Source organism: Christiangramia fulva (assembly GCF_003024155.1).
GTDB lineage: Bacteria > Bacteroidota > Bacteroidia > Flavobacteriales > Flavobacteriaceae > Christiangramia > Christiangramia fulva.
In genome coordinates this window covers 958,415-973,497 of the sequence record NZ_CP028136.1, presented here as the reverse complement: position 1 = coordinate 973,497, position 15,083 = coordinate 958,415, and the positions used below count along the sequence as shown (strand labels likewise).

The following is a 15,083-nucleotide window of genomic DNA, read 5'->3' as shown; positions in this document are numbered from 1 at the left end:
ACTGGGCTTAGCGAAAAAACTAAGTGTAAACGATGCTTTGCATGATTTTGTGGTTTTTCGACAATTATATAAATAATATGGCCTGAGTTATTAGTTAATGGTTAGGTTTACCTTAATTTATCAATGGAACTGACAGGAACTGCAATATTTGTGATAATTTTTAGATGTAAGGATAGATAGACAACTTAAAAAGTGTATTGAGCGGTAAGAAAGAAAACTGCTGCCAGGGAAAAAAGCAGAATAATTTTTACTTTTAAAGTATGAATGATTTTATAAATCCTTTGGATGAATATCTGATTCCAATGTTTCCGCCCAATACGTTCCGTTTTCGTTCACCTGGCAGAAATACTTTGGATGAACTTGAAAATAATTATGTGTTTTTTCAAACCCGCACGAAGCTTAATGATGAGCTGGACTCAAACCCAGAATTTGTTGAGTTAAATGATGGCATTTATGAAGTTAATGAGCTTCGGAGCACCTTAAATCAATATGTACCAAATTCCATCACCAAAGACTACATAGCAAAATTGACCGATAAGGATTTAATGGTTTTCGCGAAAGCGAAAGTAAAACCCTATATAGAAAATACTGGCATAGCCTGCTTTACAATGTACCCAATGAATTATAAGCTATGGGCAGAATATTCCAAAAACGATAAGGGCTTATGCCTGCATTTTGATATGAATGAAGACAAACATTTTTTTGATGGCTGGCGACCAATTACCTATGTAAATGAATTAAAAAAGCAAGTGTTTAATGCCATTACAGACGATGAACACATTACTGAGCTCTTTTTCAAGAAAACAAAAAAATGGTCTTACGAGAAAGAACTTAGGGTTCTGAAGGACAAAATCGGCCAAGTCAAGTTTAAACCAATAGCTTTGAAAAATATCCTTATTGGTCACAAAGCCGATAACGATTTTATTGACCAAGTAATTGATGTCGTAAAAAGGAAATATCCTCAAATTAAGGTGTATCAACGCATTAAAAGAGATCCTGAATTACATCTTTCTTATGGTCTTTTATACGAGTAAACTCTATCGTAAACTTCTGTTTTCTCTAGAAACAAGCATCTAAAAAAAGAAAACCTTATATTTTCCTATTTTTATTTACTAAAATGAAATTAAAAAATAGTCCCTCAGAATTTCTTAATAAGAAGGTCCTTAATATGTTATCTATAGGAAATTATTGATAATACCGTAATATAATGGGATTAATAACTCGAAACCATTTGCAAAACTGGGCGGATACTGTTTTATCAAAGTCCACACTACCTTATCTAATTTCAAGGCTCATTAGAGCGACTTCACCAAAAAGTACCAGGGCAAAAATGGCCTGGGGTAGTGCAACCTACATCGGTGGCTGGGATGGTATAGTGAATTGTGAATCTGATACAGCTTACGTACCCCAGGGAGTTTCGTTATGGGAGCTTGGAACCGATTTAGATATTAAAGGAAAAGCAAATGGTGAATATGAAAAAAGGAAGGATAAACCTTTAAGCTTCGAACCAACAGAATGTGTTTTCATTTTTGTAACACCTCGATTATGGACAAAAAAGGATGAATGGATTGCTGAAAAAAAAGCCGAAGGGATTTGGAAAGATGTCCGAGTATATGATTCCGTAGATATAGAACAGTGGTTGGATGATGCATCATCTGTTTCAAGATGGTTTGCTTCCCAAAATGGTGTAGGTGCATCTTATCCCACAGATGGCATGATGACTGCAGACGAATTTTGGGAAGAATGGTCAGTTGGCCCCAATGGGATAGAACTTTTACCTGAAACCGTAATTGCTGGTAGAGAAATTGAAAAGGAAAAGTTACTAGCTATTTTGAATAGCGATCCGTCCCTTAAAGCTATTAAAGCTTCTACGAAAAATGAGGCGATCGCTTTTATAGTTGCTTGTGCAAAAAAATTTGGAGATGAATATGCGCAAGAATTCTTTTCTAAAGCACTAATTGTTGATACTGAAGGGAATTTTCGTTCTATAAAGTATAACAACGACTTAAACTTAAATCTTATACCAAGATTCGAAGACTACCAACCACTATACACTGCTGTGGGTCGAGGACATCACGTCCTTGTGCCTTTAGGTGCCGATGACGATTTCAACCAAGATACGATTACACTACCCACTATTGACAGAGATGGTCAGATTAAAGGCTTAACACAAAGTGGGGTCGAAAAGAATGAGGCTGAAAAATTTTCCCGTGAATCCGGTCGGAATATTACTATATTGAAAAAACTTCTTGGTTTTCCGTACAATAAAGCAAAATGGCTTACCGAACAAGATATTCGCGAGGTTATACCAGCCCTGTTAATTGGCAGGTGGGATGAAACATTCAAGGGAGATATAGAGCTTTTAGAAAAACTTGCTAAACAACCGTATGATGATTACAAGCAAGTCCTAAACAAATGGAAAAATTTGGACGAGTCACCCATATTACAAATTGGTGAAACTTGGCGACTGACGTCGCCTTTAGACTTATGGACAAATCTTGCTTCAAATCTTGTAATGAATGATTTTCAGCTGCTAAAAGAGTGTTTTGAAATGGCTTTCAAAAGTGGTAATCCAATTGCGAACCCAAAGAATGATGATTTTGCTTCGCGGTTTAATCAAAAACGAAAGTTTTCGGCCTGGTCGCGACAAGGTTTAACACAGTCCCTAATATTAATTGCTCGCTTGGGCGATAGTGTGAGTATTAACATTGGTAATCCACAAGGCTGGGTAGATTCAATAATTCAAGATTTGGTAAAAGATGCTACAGGAGAGCTTTGGATTTCACTAGACCGTGACTTACCTTTAATTTCAGAAGCGTCACCTAATAGCTTTTTGAAAGCCATCAAAGCCTCTTTAGAAAAGGATGAACCAGAAATAATGGATTTGTTTCAGGAAGAGGAAGGCTTTCTGCATAAAACAAGTCATCACACTGGATTGCTGTGGGCTTTAGAAAGTCTTGCTTGGTTTCCAGCTTATTTGAAAGATGCCAGTTTGATTCTGCTAATACTTGCACGACTTGACCCTGGCGGTCATTTATCAAATAGGCCAATAAATAGTATTGTAGAAATTTACAAACCTTGGCATCATCAAACTTTGGCTTCCATTGATGAAAGGATTCAAATTCTTAAGGAGGTCACTATTCAAGAAAAACAAAAAGGCTGGAATTTACTGATCAGATTGTTACCTAATAGCCATGGTGTAGGTCAATTCACACACAAGATGCGTTGGCGTATGTTTGATATGAACACTAACTTAACTAGAACCTATCAAGAAATTTGGGATACCCATACGGCTGTAGTTAAAATGTTAATAGAATTATTTGATAATGATGAAAAGAAATTCGCTCAAGTGTTAAAGGCAACAACGGAATTGAGTCCAAAAGATAGGAAACGAGTTTTGGATTGGGCTGAAGAAGTGCACCAGGTTGTCAAACAAGAAGAATTTACTACCTGGGAGACTTTGAGAAATATTTTATATCGGCATAGGTCTCATTCTGATACTAAATGGGCATTGCCAGAAGAAGAACTGAAGCGCTATGAAAGATTATATCATAAGCTTCAACCGGAGGATGTTGTAAAGCAAAACAGTTGGTTGTTCAATAACCATCATTTAGAATTTCCAGAAGGCTGTAAGTACGAAAAGCGTGATGGTGTTAACAGATATGCACTCAAACAAAATCAAGATGATGAGGCTAGGAAACAAGCTGTTGAAGAACTGATTGATAGTCTAGGTGTAGAGGAAGCTTTAGCCTTGCGAAATGATTTGAAGGAATTTTGGATTTTTGGTGACGCTTTTGCCAGAGTTAATCTTACTGAAGATGATGTGCTCTCAGTATGTAGCAGTCTCGAAGATGAAGACCCTTACATAAGATTTAGTCATGGTTTTATGTACCGTAAATCAGTTTTAGAAGGATTTGATTGGGTAAAATCATTATTTAATAAACTGAAGGAAGAGAGCTTTAGTCACAAAGTGCTTTCAAACGTATTGATTCCACTAGACCAAAATATGCAATTATGGAATTTTATTTCTGAACAGGATAAAGAAGTTCAGGATTTGTATTGGTGTAGTGTTTATCCACGTTTTTTGCACGCTACTGAAGATGAAGTTGAGTACGGGCTTAATCAACTTTTAAGTTACAAAAGGTTTTTTTCTGCCATCGATGTGGCTTACTTAAGGCCTGAAAAAGTCAAAAGTGAACTGTTGATTGAAATACTTGAAAAAGCCGTAACTCAAGAAGCAGATGAAAAAGCTAGATTCAAGGGGCACGAAATTGAGCGAATTTTCGAAGAACTGGATAAACGAGATATCGACCGGCCAAAACTGATTCAATTAGAATGGTATTACTTGGCGCTAATGGATTCTTATGGCTCAAATAGAAATCCAAAGAACTTAGAAGATGAGCTTGCCACAAACCCTTCATTTTTTATAGATGTGCTTAAGTGGTTATACCTACCAAAAGACCAAGAATTACTTGAAAAGGAAAAGGAAGATATTTCAGATGAAGTTTTTAGGTCCAGAGGAAAACAGTCCTATCATCTACTACATTCTTGGAAGAAAATCCCAGGATTACAAGAAGACAATACAATAGATAAAGAAGTCTTATGGGACTGGATTAAGAAAGCAAGAGAACTTGCTGTGGATGTAGAGCGCTTAAAGGTTGCTGATTCGGAAATAGGAAAACTTTTGGCACAGTACCCTGAGAATGTTCCAGAATGGCCAAACGAAACAATTTTTGAGGTTATTGAATCAATCAACAGTGACAGTATAAAACAAAATTATTCTTCTGGGATGTTTAATAAAAGAAGTTTTACTTCTCGAGGTGCTTTTGATGGTGGAGACATTGAACGTGAAAGAGCCTCTTATTTTCGAAAGTTGTCCGATGATTTCAAGTTCAAATACCCAAACGTTGCTCAAATCTTTGAAAATATGGCTAGAAGTTATCTTTTAGAGGCGGAGCGTCAAGATGAGGAGGCGGAGCGTCGTCGCCTGGAATATTAATATGTAATACTCCACATAATTTAAACCAATACTGTTGTTTTTAAGTTAATTTCGGTATTTGTTTTTCATTGGATTGCAAAAAAAATGCCTTCAAAATTCACGTTGGGGGCAGTAATACTTATTGCACATGATTCAGTCTTCGCATCTCATCCAAGCCTGATCTTGCGAGTGGTTCCTTTGTTGTTTTTATAGTGTACGGCAAAGCGTGAAGTAAAAACAAAATAGGGCGAACAACTACTTATAGGATTGTTCCAGCCATTTGCAATACACTTCTTTGATCTTGGAATTTTCAGAAAAATAAAATTGATAGGATTCTAACTCTGATTCAGAAACTGCCCGGTAAATTTCAAATCGCTGCGCTTCTTCAATTTTGTCAGAATAGATAAAGTAACCGAACATGATTAGCATTATTAGTAAACAGCTGCCAAAAAGAAGTAGAATATATTTTGGAATAAGACTGCTTTGCTTTAATTGAGTAGTAATACCCTTAAGTAACTCCTCTTTTTCATTATTGGCTTCCTTCTGGTTTCTAAGAAAATCTTTAAGGTTCTTATCTATAGCTGTAGTACTTATCGGAATGCTCATATCATTAAGCTCTTTTGATAATGCTTCTAGTTTTATAAGGGCATTTTTAAAATCGGCCATTTCATCGGCCATTAGTTCCATAATTTCATCCAGCTTTTTCATCTTTTAGTTATTTTAATATCCCATACCCAGTCCGGTATCAAGGCCTCTCTTGATCACCTGCTTGGCCAGATCTTTAGCTATTTTACCAGCCATGTTCGTGCTAAGTTCGACAGTATTATTTAGCAATTTTAAAGTTTGAGGGACTTCTCGGAGTCTAGTGTAACTATTATTCTGGGAAATCTCAGCGATCAGTTTACTACCGCTCATAGATCGGTGTACTTCGCTTCCTTTTAAATTGGCTCCTTTATACTCGAACCGAAACCCCTGCAGCTGGTTCGATTTGTTGATACTGGGTATGACCTTTACCTTACAAGCCTTCATTTTATCGATATATTCATCCAGTGATTTCGGCCTGGTTTCCATCACCTGTTGATGATGCTTTTGTATGACAAGACGTTGCCATTTTAATTCCTGGATTTTTTCCTGTTGTACTTCCCTTACCCGGGTTAGACCTAGTTGTTTGGCAACATTATCTGCTGCGATCTGGCTTCGTTTGCCAATAAAATTGTCTCTATAGGTTTGCCCGGTTAGACTAATTCGATTGGCATAGATATGAATATGAGTGTGCTGCTTGTCCTTATGTACAAAACCTATGGCCTGGTGGTTCTGAAGTTTCATTTCATTTATAAATCGTTGGGCAATTTTCTCCAGGTCTTTATGGCTTAATTCTTTACCATCTTTGATGGTAGGACTCACCACAAAACTTAAGGTGTTTTTAATGCACCTCTCATTCTGAGATTGAATGATCTGGAATTCTTCAGCGATTTGTTTGGGAGTATCACCCGCAAGGTGTTCTTTGAGTACCACTTCCGCCTCTTTCTCCTGGTTCCAGCCATAGGCTATAGACGCCTGGGTTCTTGATATGGATTGCCCCTTTCCGATCATCTTTTAAAATGGTAGAGGTGTTGTCGTATTTCTTCGGCCAGCGCTTCCACATTTTTAGCCAATTGAGGATCTCGCTTTTTAAACATATTACTGATTCGTATAAAATTGTTTTTATACTTTACCAGCATCTGGTAGCATTCCAGTTGTTCCGGGGTGAGTCTTTCTACAATATTAATTTTAAAGGCAGTGGCTCTTAGATATTCTGAAAGGGAAATTCCGGCCCTGGCCGCTCTTTTTTTGAGTAGCTTTTTCTCGTAGATCGAGCATCGAATCTGGATGACTTCCCGTTTCATTTTTAATCTTTGCAACCTCCGGGCGCAAAGCAAGATTGTCATGACAATGACACATCTTGCTTTGCTATTCAAAAAATGTTTTTAGGCTGTGGAAATTTGGTGTCCACAAGTTAGTTTTTCATTGAGGTCTTTATGGTTTTTATAGCGATGACTTTGGTCTTTTATATGGTGATAATGCTTTAGTAATTCGGTGGTATTTTTCTTTCCGGGTTTATCATTATCCAGATAGAGATCCACCGATTTGTACTTCTTAAAACATGAGATAATCCGGGGTAAAAATGAAAGTGAGTTTAAAACGATGATATCAGTACTTTCTATTTCCTTCGGATAAACTTCAGCAATGGATAACAGATCAAACATTCCTTCGCAAACAATCAGGTTTTCTTTTTTCTTTTGGAGATACGTATAAGTTTTAGGGGAGCTGGAGGTTTTAGAATAGAGGTTGCGAAGTTCCCAGCCACCTTTTTTATTCTGAAGTCCTATGGCGTAATAGGTTTTCCCGTGAGATTCATACCAAACTTCCTTGCAATAGGTTCTGGCTACTTCTAGGGAAATACCTCTGGATCGCACATACTTCTTTAGGTGACTTTGGGTGATCGTTTTGACTTTGATGATGGTATTTCTGCTCTTCTTTGTAGAAGTATCGGATACAGAACCCTGAAAGTTGTAAATCGGTAATTCGTCGGACAGGTACTCCAGGGCTTCACCAACCGAGCAATCGCATACTTGGCAAACCAGGTCAATGACGTTGCCACCTTTGCCAATTCCGAAGTCATACCATCGATTCAGTTTCAAAGACACTTTGAAAGAGGCCTGTGTTTCTGACCGAAGGGGACTCAGGAACCAGGCTTCTTTCTCCGTTCTCCTACTGGGAAAGTGCCCCAGTTTTGCCAGCGTGTCCACAATGCAAATATTGCGGGCTTTTTCACAGGTTAGTTTTCGCGCTCTCATGAGCCTTACTTTTAATGCTATCCAAACCAGTCGTATGGATTTGCAGTTGAATTGAAAAATATATAGTGATGTTAGTCTTATTCATTCTTTCTCTTTTTTACCTAAACAAAGCCCTCACCCATAGACGGGGTTTTGTTTAGGTAAGTAGTGAAAAGGCACGCTTCATTTTATATTTCAACAGCATTTCGAATGATGAAATTTTGACGGCTTTAGTATCTTGTACGTCTTTTCTTATGTTCTGTCATCATTTTCATTTTGATGACAGTTTGATGACAAAATGATGACAGCCTAAACCCTTATTATTACTGATGTTATTATACTTTGTCATCAATTCATCAAAAAAAAGAGAAAAACTATAAGTGTACCCTCCAATATTCTATTCAAAAATGATGAAACGATGACAGCACCCGGAAGCCCCCGTCACTATTGAGGATTCCTTGTCATCATTTTGTCATCAATTCATCATTTTTGTTTGACCTGGCATCATTTTGCCTCCTTAGGGTCTCCAAACTGCTGCTGTAAAAACATTTTATTTATGGTGAAATAACGTCCTTTAGCTTCTCTCCAGTTGATATCTCCATCGCCGTAGATCACAAATCGGAGGTAGCGGTTGGAATTGGGCTGATTGGTCAGGTTCCAGTCTTTTTTAAGTATTTTCCGGATTTGTGTGAGATCCGTACGTACCCTGGATTTACCCAGTGCATGTAAGGCATCCACAGGGCAGATTTTAATCTCCTCAGCATCATCCGACTCCATAAGAGTGAAAAGCAGACTTGCCAATTCCTTCTCTACCCGGCTTCTATTATTATAAACCAGCTGTCGTAAAGCTTTGGTCTCAATTTGTTCCGGCGTAAACCACATGCGTGTTTTCTTTGTAGTATGCATTTGTCGCCTAGTAAGGAAATAAAGAAAGGCCGGGATCTCCTGGCGGAGCTTTTCGAGGAATTCTGTTTCTTCCTTTTTAGCCTTTGGAACCTTCAGCACCCAAAACCGGGTTTCATGCTGATCGATCTTGATAAAGTTTTCTTCGTTGTTACTGCAGAGAATAAACTTCCCAAAAAACTCTACTTCCCGTTTATCCTTTCCTTTTGCTTCGAGCTTATTGTAATTGGTCGTGCTTAGGTATTTGATACGTTCGGTCAGCTCCTCTTTATTAAATAAAACTTCATCGATGCAGATCAGTAATTTGCTAGTCCAATCTGAATTGAACTGGCTGCTGAAATCATCATTGACTAAGTAGGTCAGGTTCCCCTGAAAGATATGCTTCAGCCATTTTAAAAAGGTGCTTTTTCCAGTAGAGCGTTCCTGGGAGACCAGGCACAAGATGGGAAGGATTTGAGTAGGCCGGGTAAAAAGTAATTGCAGGTAGTCCAATCCGAGTTCACTGTGAGTCCCAAAGATGTGATCTATGAATTCCAGGGATCGTTTAATGCTGCCTTCGGCTGGCTCATGACTAAGCGGAGCATAGGTATTATAAAAAGTATGGTAGGTGGATTGAAAATTTAAGTGATCGGGAATACAGGTGAAGCCATCATATTTTGGAATCTGACCCAGAAAGGTTTTACCATGATCCTGGCGAATGGTTTCCATAGTCCATGGAATCAAGCTATGATTAGTATGACCTGAAATGGTAGGTATTTGTACCTTTTTATAATACTGGGTACCGACCCGGATATAGGAACTTGGATCTTTCATCTTGTAAATTCATTACAGTCAAAGTATTGACAATACTTCAATGAAAATTACAAAAATGATATTTAAAATGAATATTATTTATAAAACATTTATTTTGATTGAAAATAATGTAAAATGGTAAGAAGATTAATTTTATTCCTACAGTAAATGAAACCTTTTAATATCATATGACCTCTTACCTAAAATTTTCCGTATTTGAGATTTTTAAACGAATTACATAGATCTTCGTAAAAAAGGAAAAGAAAAGTACTTCTCGAATTCACCGTTTAGGAAATCCATGTCACTATTTATTTGCCACCGATATCCTCTGCTTTAGAATGTTCATGTCTTCACTTAGTTTTTCATCTAGAATTTTGGCGTAATGCTGAGTTGTTTTAAGAGAACTATGGCCTAGCATTTTGCTGACTGATTCAATAGGAACTCCATTAGATAAGGTAACTGTCGTAGCAAAGGTATGCCTGGCCATATGAAAAGTAAGGTTCTTTTTAATTCCGCAGCTGTCGGCGATTTCTTTAAGATAGCTATTCATTTTTTGATTTGAATAAACCGGAAGTAGCTTCTTTTGGGGATATTCATTGCCTTGATATTTTTGAATGATTTTTTCGGCAACAGGGAGTAAAGGAATACTGCTCAAAACCTTCGTTTTAGTTCGTTTGGTTTTAATCCATAGATTTCCATCTATCCCTTTAACAATATCATTTTCGGTCAATTTTTGTACATCTGAAAATGCTAAACCAGTATAACAGGAAAATAGAAAAACATCTCTTACATGTTCCATTCTAGGAATTAAAAATTCCTTCTCCATTATTTTGATTATCTCCTCTTTATTTAGAAACTCACGATCAATTTTTTGAAGTTTTAATTTAAAATTGTAGAAAGGATCTTTATCTATCCAACCATTAGCGTATGCTACTCGTACAATCTTTTTTAAATAAGCGAGGTACTTAAGAGATGAGTTATGAGAAAGATTTACGACAGTTTTTAAGTAATAAATAAAGCTATTAATAAATTTAGTATCTAGATTATTAACAGGAAAATCATTGCTTTTGAAACTATCAGCGATAAAAAACTTCAGATGTTTCTGGGTTGTTTTATATCTCTGGAGGGTTCTAAAAGAGTAATCTTTTCCAACCAGCTTCTCCATTCTTTGATTGTGCTCATCAAACATTGCAAGAATGGACTTTTTGTTTTCCCCTTCTCCTAAATATTCATTCTTAATCTTAACCGCAGATATTTCCTCTCCCTCTTTTAGAAATTTTTGATAAATCTCGTGTATTTCATTTTTTATTATTTCAAGGCTTCTGTTAATCTGCCTTGCTTGGGAGGAGGTTCCGGTAACTTTATTTGCTTTTGCATTCCACTTTGAAAGCACAACTTTTCGGAAGGTACTGATTTCAGATCTCTGTCCGTTATAGGTAATTCGGAGGTAAATTGTGCCTTCAGTTGCTTCTATACCTTTACTCTTTCTGATGAAGAATAAGATTGAAAGTAAATTTTGCATCCTTTTCGTTTAAAAATTTGAAATAAATGTAGCTCAAATCAATAAAATAAAAAATGTGTAAAGGTTTATTTAACAGGTGGTTACGTGTAATTCGGGGGCACCTAAAAAAAATTTCTAAGTGTTCCCGAATTCCCCCCTTTTTAGTTGAATTTAGATGGTATTAAATGGATATGTTAAAAATTAAAAACCCCGTAAACACTGAGATTTACGGGGTTTTAATTCGATTTGATGTTTAAAAAGTACTCGAGGCGGGAATCGAACCCGCACTTCCGAAGAAACTGGATTTTGAATCCAGCGCGTCTACCAGTTCCGCCACTCGAGCATTATTTTAATTTTCTGAGCCTTTTTAATTTTTCCTTTCCAATACCAGATTTCCAGTATTTCTCTCTTTTTCTACCTTCTACTCTGTTTTCGCAAAGCTCGGTAAAAATTAGCTCAAAAGGAAGATAAGCTTTTGTTGTTTTTTCTCTTCCTGAATTATGTCGTTTAAACCGTTCTTCTATATTTTCTGTCATCCCTACATCTATGTAGTGATGATATATACTTGAAATAGCATAAACTGTAATCATTTTTTCAGCGCGCCTGCCTGTCGGCAGACAGGTCTACCAATTCCGCCCTGCCTGCCGAAAGGTAGGCACTCGAGCATAATTGGACGGCAAAAATATAAAAAAATTCACACAGTAAAATGCCCGCTGATAATTATTTGCAGAGATCTCTTGAGAATTTATATTTTATTCCAGCTAGAAAATCAGCGATACCACGGCGCCTACGTTTTCGGGCTTATCGATCTTGATCTTGCCACCATGCAATATCAAGATCTGGTCTTTGACCTCATCGGGAATGCTGGGGCCTTGGGATTTTTCGCCAATTTTCACACGTGGAGTGAGTTAAAAACTGTGAAGGAATCGGTAAAATTGACCTAAAAATATTGATTGCGCTGGAATTTGGCCTAAAAACGCTGTACTTTCAAAAATCTAAATTTGAGCGTATATTTTGAATAGCGTAATTGATTTTCTGCTAAACCTTGACAGCCACCTTTTCACCATGATCATGAATTATGGAATTTGGGTGTATGCTATTCTTTTCGGATTTATTTTTATTGAAACCGGCCTGGTGATCATGCCATTTCTTCCGGGAGATTCCCTTCTTTTTACTGCCGGGACTTTTTGCGCCGGTGTTCAGAATGATTCAGGGGAAACCGCGCAGCTTAGCCTGGCTGTAATTTTAATTGCCATGGCCGCCGCAGCTATTTTGGGCGACAGTCTTAATTATTATCTGGGTAGTACCGTGGGACTCCGGGTTTTAGGCTGGAAAGTTTTCGGAAAGCAGCTTGTGAGCCAGAAGAATATTGACAAAACACATGATTTCTATGCCAAACATGGTTCAAAAACCATCATCATTGCACGTTTCGTTCCTATTATCCGCACTTTCGCGCCTTTTGTGGCCGGGGTGGGTGATATGCACTTTAAAAAATTTATTCGTTATAATGTCATTGGCGGTACGGGATGGGTTGTACTACTTGTTTTTCTGGGTTACTTCTTCGGAAATTTGAGTTTTGTGAAGCAGAATTTTGAGATCGTTCTTTTAGGCATAATCATATTATCCCTGATTCCGGTGGCCGTGGAATTTATCAGGAATAAAAGAAAAAAACGAAAACAAAGAAAAGAGTAAGCCCTTTCAGCTACTTAACACTATTAAACCACTTTTTCCTGCTTATTCTTATTTCTGTTAGTGTGAAGGTGAAATGGCGCATAAAGCGGACAAAAACTTACGAGGCTCGTTAGCACAAGAATGCCTGCAAGAATTAGAAAAATTATTCCCCAGGTTCCTTCAACAACTTCTGTGGCGTAAAGGATCAATAGCGCAGCAGCAATTATCAGCCTGACAATTTTATCTGTTCTTCCCATATTTTTTTTCATGATCTTGTAAAGTTTAATTAATAACCATTAAAGGTCAGAAATAAAAAGTCCGAAAAAAGTGAGAAATATCAGAAAAAGAGGAATTGTTAGAGAAATATGCTAAATTCGAAATCTGTTTAAAAATAATGCATTATGATCTCACGAGGCTTACTATTAATTTGTTCATTTTTTATATTTCTTTCATCCTATGCCCAGGATGAAGTTTATGAATTGAGAATTTATCATTTAAAATTCGGAAATTCTGAAAAACCATTGCACGATTATTTTCAAAACGCGCTCATCCCGGCCTTAAATCGGCATGGGGTAAAATCTGTTGGTGCTTTTGAAGAGGCTTCGGCCACCTTACCAAAGAAATTATATCTGCTCATCCCTTATGCAAGTGCACAGGATTATGCAAATATGCCGGTTGAGCTACGAAAAGACGAGCAGTACCAGGCCGCTGCTAAGGCTTTTTGGTCAATTTCTCCGGAAAAATTTCCTTACCAGCGCTATGAAACCAGTGTGATGAAATCAACCACAGGTTTCCCACAATTAAAAACGCCTTCTGAAGATGCTCAATTCTTTGAGCTTCGTACCTATCATGGTTATAATGAAGACGCTCTGAGACGGAAGTTAAAAATGTTCAACCAGGATGAATTCGCAATTTTTAAAAATATTGATTTTCCCATTGTTTTCTTCGGAAGAAATATTGCCGGCGATCACATGCCTTCCCTGACCTATATGTTGGCGACCAAAGACAAGGCTGAGAATGCTGACAGGTGGCAAAAATTTGGAAGCGATGCCGATTGGAAACGAATCTCAGGAATGGAAGAATATGCGAATACGGTTTCCAATATCATTCAGACCTATTTGAAACCGCTTGATTTCTCGCAGCTATAATTGGGTTTGAGGGTGACCTTTTAGAAGATAGAATCCTGGAGGCATAAAGCTATTTTTTATGATCCAGCACGTAGTGGTTTCTTAAGATATCTTCCCCAAAATCATTTCCTTTTTCGCGCCAGATGGTGTGGATGTGATTTCCGTTTTTCTGGAAACCAACGTTATCATATTCAATTATAAAATCGGGCCCGTTGATGATGTAATAATGTGGTTTTTGATGTTGATAACTGCCAATCCACGCGAAATAAACATTATCAATACCCGATTTTTCGATTTTAGATAAATATTCAGCTGCTTTTTCGTGCTCCAGATTGTTGATATATTCTTCAATTATGAACTTCAGCAACTGTTTTTGCTTGGGATTCATCTGGCCGCTTTTAATTCCCTTATATTCGGTTAATCGGCCTTTGAAATTCGGATTAGTAATAATATCTGCTGGAACTTCCTCGCTCAGGGTGGCCATTGATTTCTGATCTTTGGTTAGAGAATTGATGAGGTGAAAGCCATAATCTTCTTCTTTATTCAGAATACGCAATCCGGCAAATTTGGTCGTGTGAACTTCGGCAGGATCGGTTCCCAGGAACATAGGTGTAAGGGAAAATTCATTTCCTGTAGCTGTTAAATTTAGAGAGATGTGGTGACCTTCCAGTTTCATACCCCAGGTCTCGGTTATATTAGGTTCTCCCCAGAAGGAAACGAAATAGTTTTCGTAGCCCCAGTTTAAATCCCTTATTTCCTGATAGGTTTTATCGTCAATTTCTTTTTTTCGGTGAGCCGTATCGTAGATTTCATTTAGAATATCATCCAGGGTCATGATGCTGGTGACTTTCAAATATCCCTGTGAACTCAGGATGTTTGAGAGAAGATGGTGGTATTTTATTCTGCTTTCTTCAGAAAGCTCTCCATATCTTAACCCGGGCCTTGGTGCCATTCCCACTGGAAGATTAGTCCATTTCGTACGCAAAGAATCCTCGAAGTCTGCGTTTATGATAGCCTGCTGTTTTTCAGATAAAGAATTTAGAAATTGATCGGCTTCTGTGATAATACTATCAACCGATTGACAAAAACAGGTCCCGGAAATTAGAATTCCAGCCAAAAATAAAGTCATTATATTTTTCATGGTCCTTGAATATTTCAAAAAAATTAGAGATTGGGGATTAAGTGAGGCTAAATTCCAAAACAGGAAAGATAAATCTTTTTAAGTTATAAAACCTTGAAAATTAATAAAATAAGAATGGGGTTTACAGGTAAATCTCTTTACATTAATGGATATC

Annotated in this window: 14 protein-coding genes and 1 tRNA gene; 5 read left to right on the top strand and 10 right to left on the bottom strand. The window is 37.3% G+C overall.

Translation table 11 applies throughout. The features are described 5' to 3' along the window. Positions 1 to 260: 260 nt before the first annotated feature. Both C7S20_RS04520 and C7S20_RS04515 read left to right on the top strand, forming a co-directional pair. A complete protein-coding gene (locus C7S20_RS04520; RefSeq protein WP_107011365.1) occupies positions 261 to 1,034 on the top strand; it encodes a DUF2971 domain-containing protein in 774 nt (257 codons plus the stop codon). A 173-nt stretch (positions 1,035 to 1,207) separates the two neighbouring features. Beyond that, a complete protein-coding gene (locus C7S20_RS04515) occupies positions 1,208 to 4,999 on the top strand; it encodes a hypothetical protein (protein WP_107011364.1) in 3,792 nt (1,263 codons plus the stop codon). Positions 5,000 to 5,233: 234 nt separating this feature from the next. Here the strand turns inward: C7S20_RS04515 and C7S20_RS04510 are convergent, their stop codons facing one another. The 8 genes from C7S20_RS04510 to C7S20_RS04475 form a co-directional block, all read right to left on the bottom strand. Beyond that, complete coding sequence (locus C7S20_RS04510; RefSeq protein ID WP_107011363.1) at positions 5,234 to 5,686, bottom strand: DUF6730 family protein; 453 nt, start codon at positions 5,684 to 5,686, stop codon at positions 5,234 to 5,236. A 12-nt stretch (positions 5,687 to 5,698) separates the two neighbouring features. Next, complete coding sequence (locus tag C7S20_RS04505) at positions 5,699 to 6,571, bottom strand: relaxase/mobilization nuclease domain-containing protein (protein ID WP_107011362.1); 873 nt, start codon at positions 6,569 to 6,571, stop codon at positions 5,699 to 5,701. Continuing rightward, positions 6,568 to 6,864 (bottom strand): mobilization protein MbpA, encoded by a 297-nt coding sequence (gene mbpA, locus C7S20_RS04500; RefSeq protein ID WP_107011361.1) that lies wholly within the window; start codon positions 6,862 to 6,864, stop codon positions 6,568 to 6,570. The genes C7S20_RS04505 and mbpA overlap by 4 nt, the downstream gene beginning before the upstream one ends. Before the next feature lie 81 nt (positions 6,865 to 6,945). Beyond that, a complete protein-coding gene (locus C7S20_RS04495; protein WP_107011360.1) occupies positions 6,946 to 7,815 on the bottom strand; it encodes a toprim domain-containing protein in 870 nt (289 codons plus the stop codon). A 483-nt stretch (positions 7,816 to 8,298) separates the two neighbouring features. Then, on the bottom strand, positions 8,299 to 9,510 hold the full coding sequence (locus C7S20_RS04490; RefSeq protein ID WP_107011359.1) for a primase-helicase family protein: 1,212 nt from the start codon (positions 9,508 to 9,510) through the stop codon (positions 8,299 to 8,301). Between the two features lie 283 nt (positions 9,511 to 9,793). Then, entirely contained in the window at positions 9,794 to 11,011 is a 1,218-nt protein-coding gene (locus tag C7S20_RS04485; RefSeq protein ID WP_107011358.1) for a site-specific integrase, read from the bottom strand. 240 nt (positions 11,012 to 11,251) lie between these two features. Further along, positions 11,252 to 11,333 (bottom strand) — tRNA-Leu (locus tag C7S20_RS04480). A gap of 1 nt (position 11,334) precedes the next feature. Beyond that, positions 11,335 to 11,580: a GIY-YIG nuclease family protein gene (locus C7S20_RS04475; protein WP_107011357.1), complete on the bottom strand. Its 246-nt coding sequence runs from the start codon at positions 11,578 to 11,580 to the stop codon at positions 11,335 to 11,337. A gap of 147 nt (positions 11,581 to 11,727) precedes the next feature. Here C7S20_RS04475 and C7S20_RS04470 point away from each other — a divergent pair, with 147 nt between their 5' ends. After that, a complete protein-coding gene (locus tag C7S20_RS04470; protein WP_107011356.1) occupies positions 11,728 to 11,934 on the top strand; it encodes a hypothetical protein in 207 nt (68 codons plus the stop codon). A 70-nt stretch (positions 11,935 to 12,004) separates the two neighbouring features. Further along, complete coding sequence (locus C7S20_RS04465) at positions 12,005 to 12,682, top strand: DedA family protein (RefSeq protein ID WP_227009094.1); 678 nt, start codon at positions 12,005 to 12,007, stop codon at positions 12,680 to 12,682. A gap of 23 nt (positions 12,683 to 12,705) precedes the next feature. Here C7S20_RS04465 and C7S20_RS04460 read toward each other — a convergent pair whose 3' ends face one another. Further along, positions 12,706 to 12,930 (bottom strand): YgaP family membrane protein, encoded by a 225-nt coding sequence (locus C7S20_RS04460; protein WP_107011354.1) that lies wholly within the window; start codon positions 12,928 to 12,930, stop codon positions 12,706 to 12,708. 132 nt (positions 12,931 to 13,062) lie between these two features. Between C7S20_RS04460 and C7S20_RS04455 the strand changes: the two genes are divergently transcribed. Then, complete coding sequence (locus C7S20_RS04455; protein WP_107011353.1) at positions 13,063 to 13,809, top strand: NIPSNAP family protein; 747 nt, start codon at positions 13,063 to 13,065, stop codon at positions 13,807 to 13,809. 49 nt (positions 13,810 to 13,858) lie between these two features. Here the strand turns inward: C7S20_RS04455 and C7S20_RS04450 are convergent, their stop codons facing one another. Next, entirely contained in the window at positions 13,859 to 14,929 is a 1,071-nt protein-coding gene (locus tag C7S20_RS04450) for a DUF3500 domain-containing protein (protein ID WP_107011352.1), read from the bottom strand. Between the last annotated feature and the right edge of the window lie 154 nt (positions 14,930 to 15,083).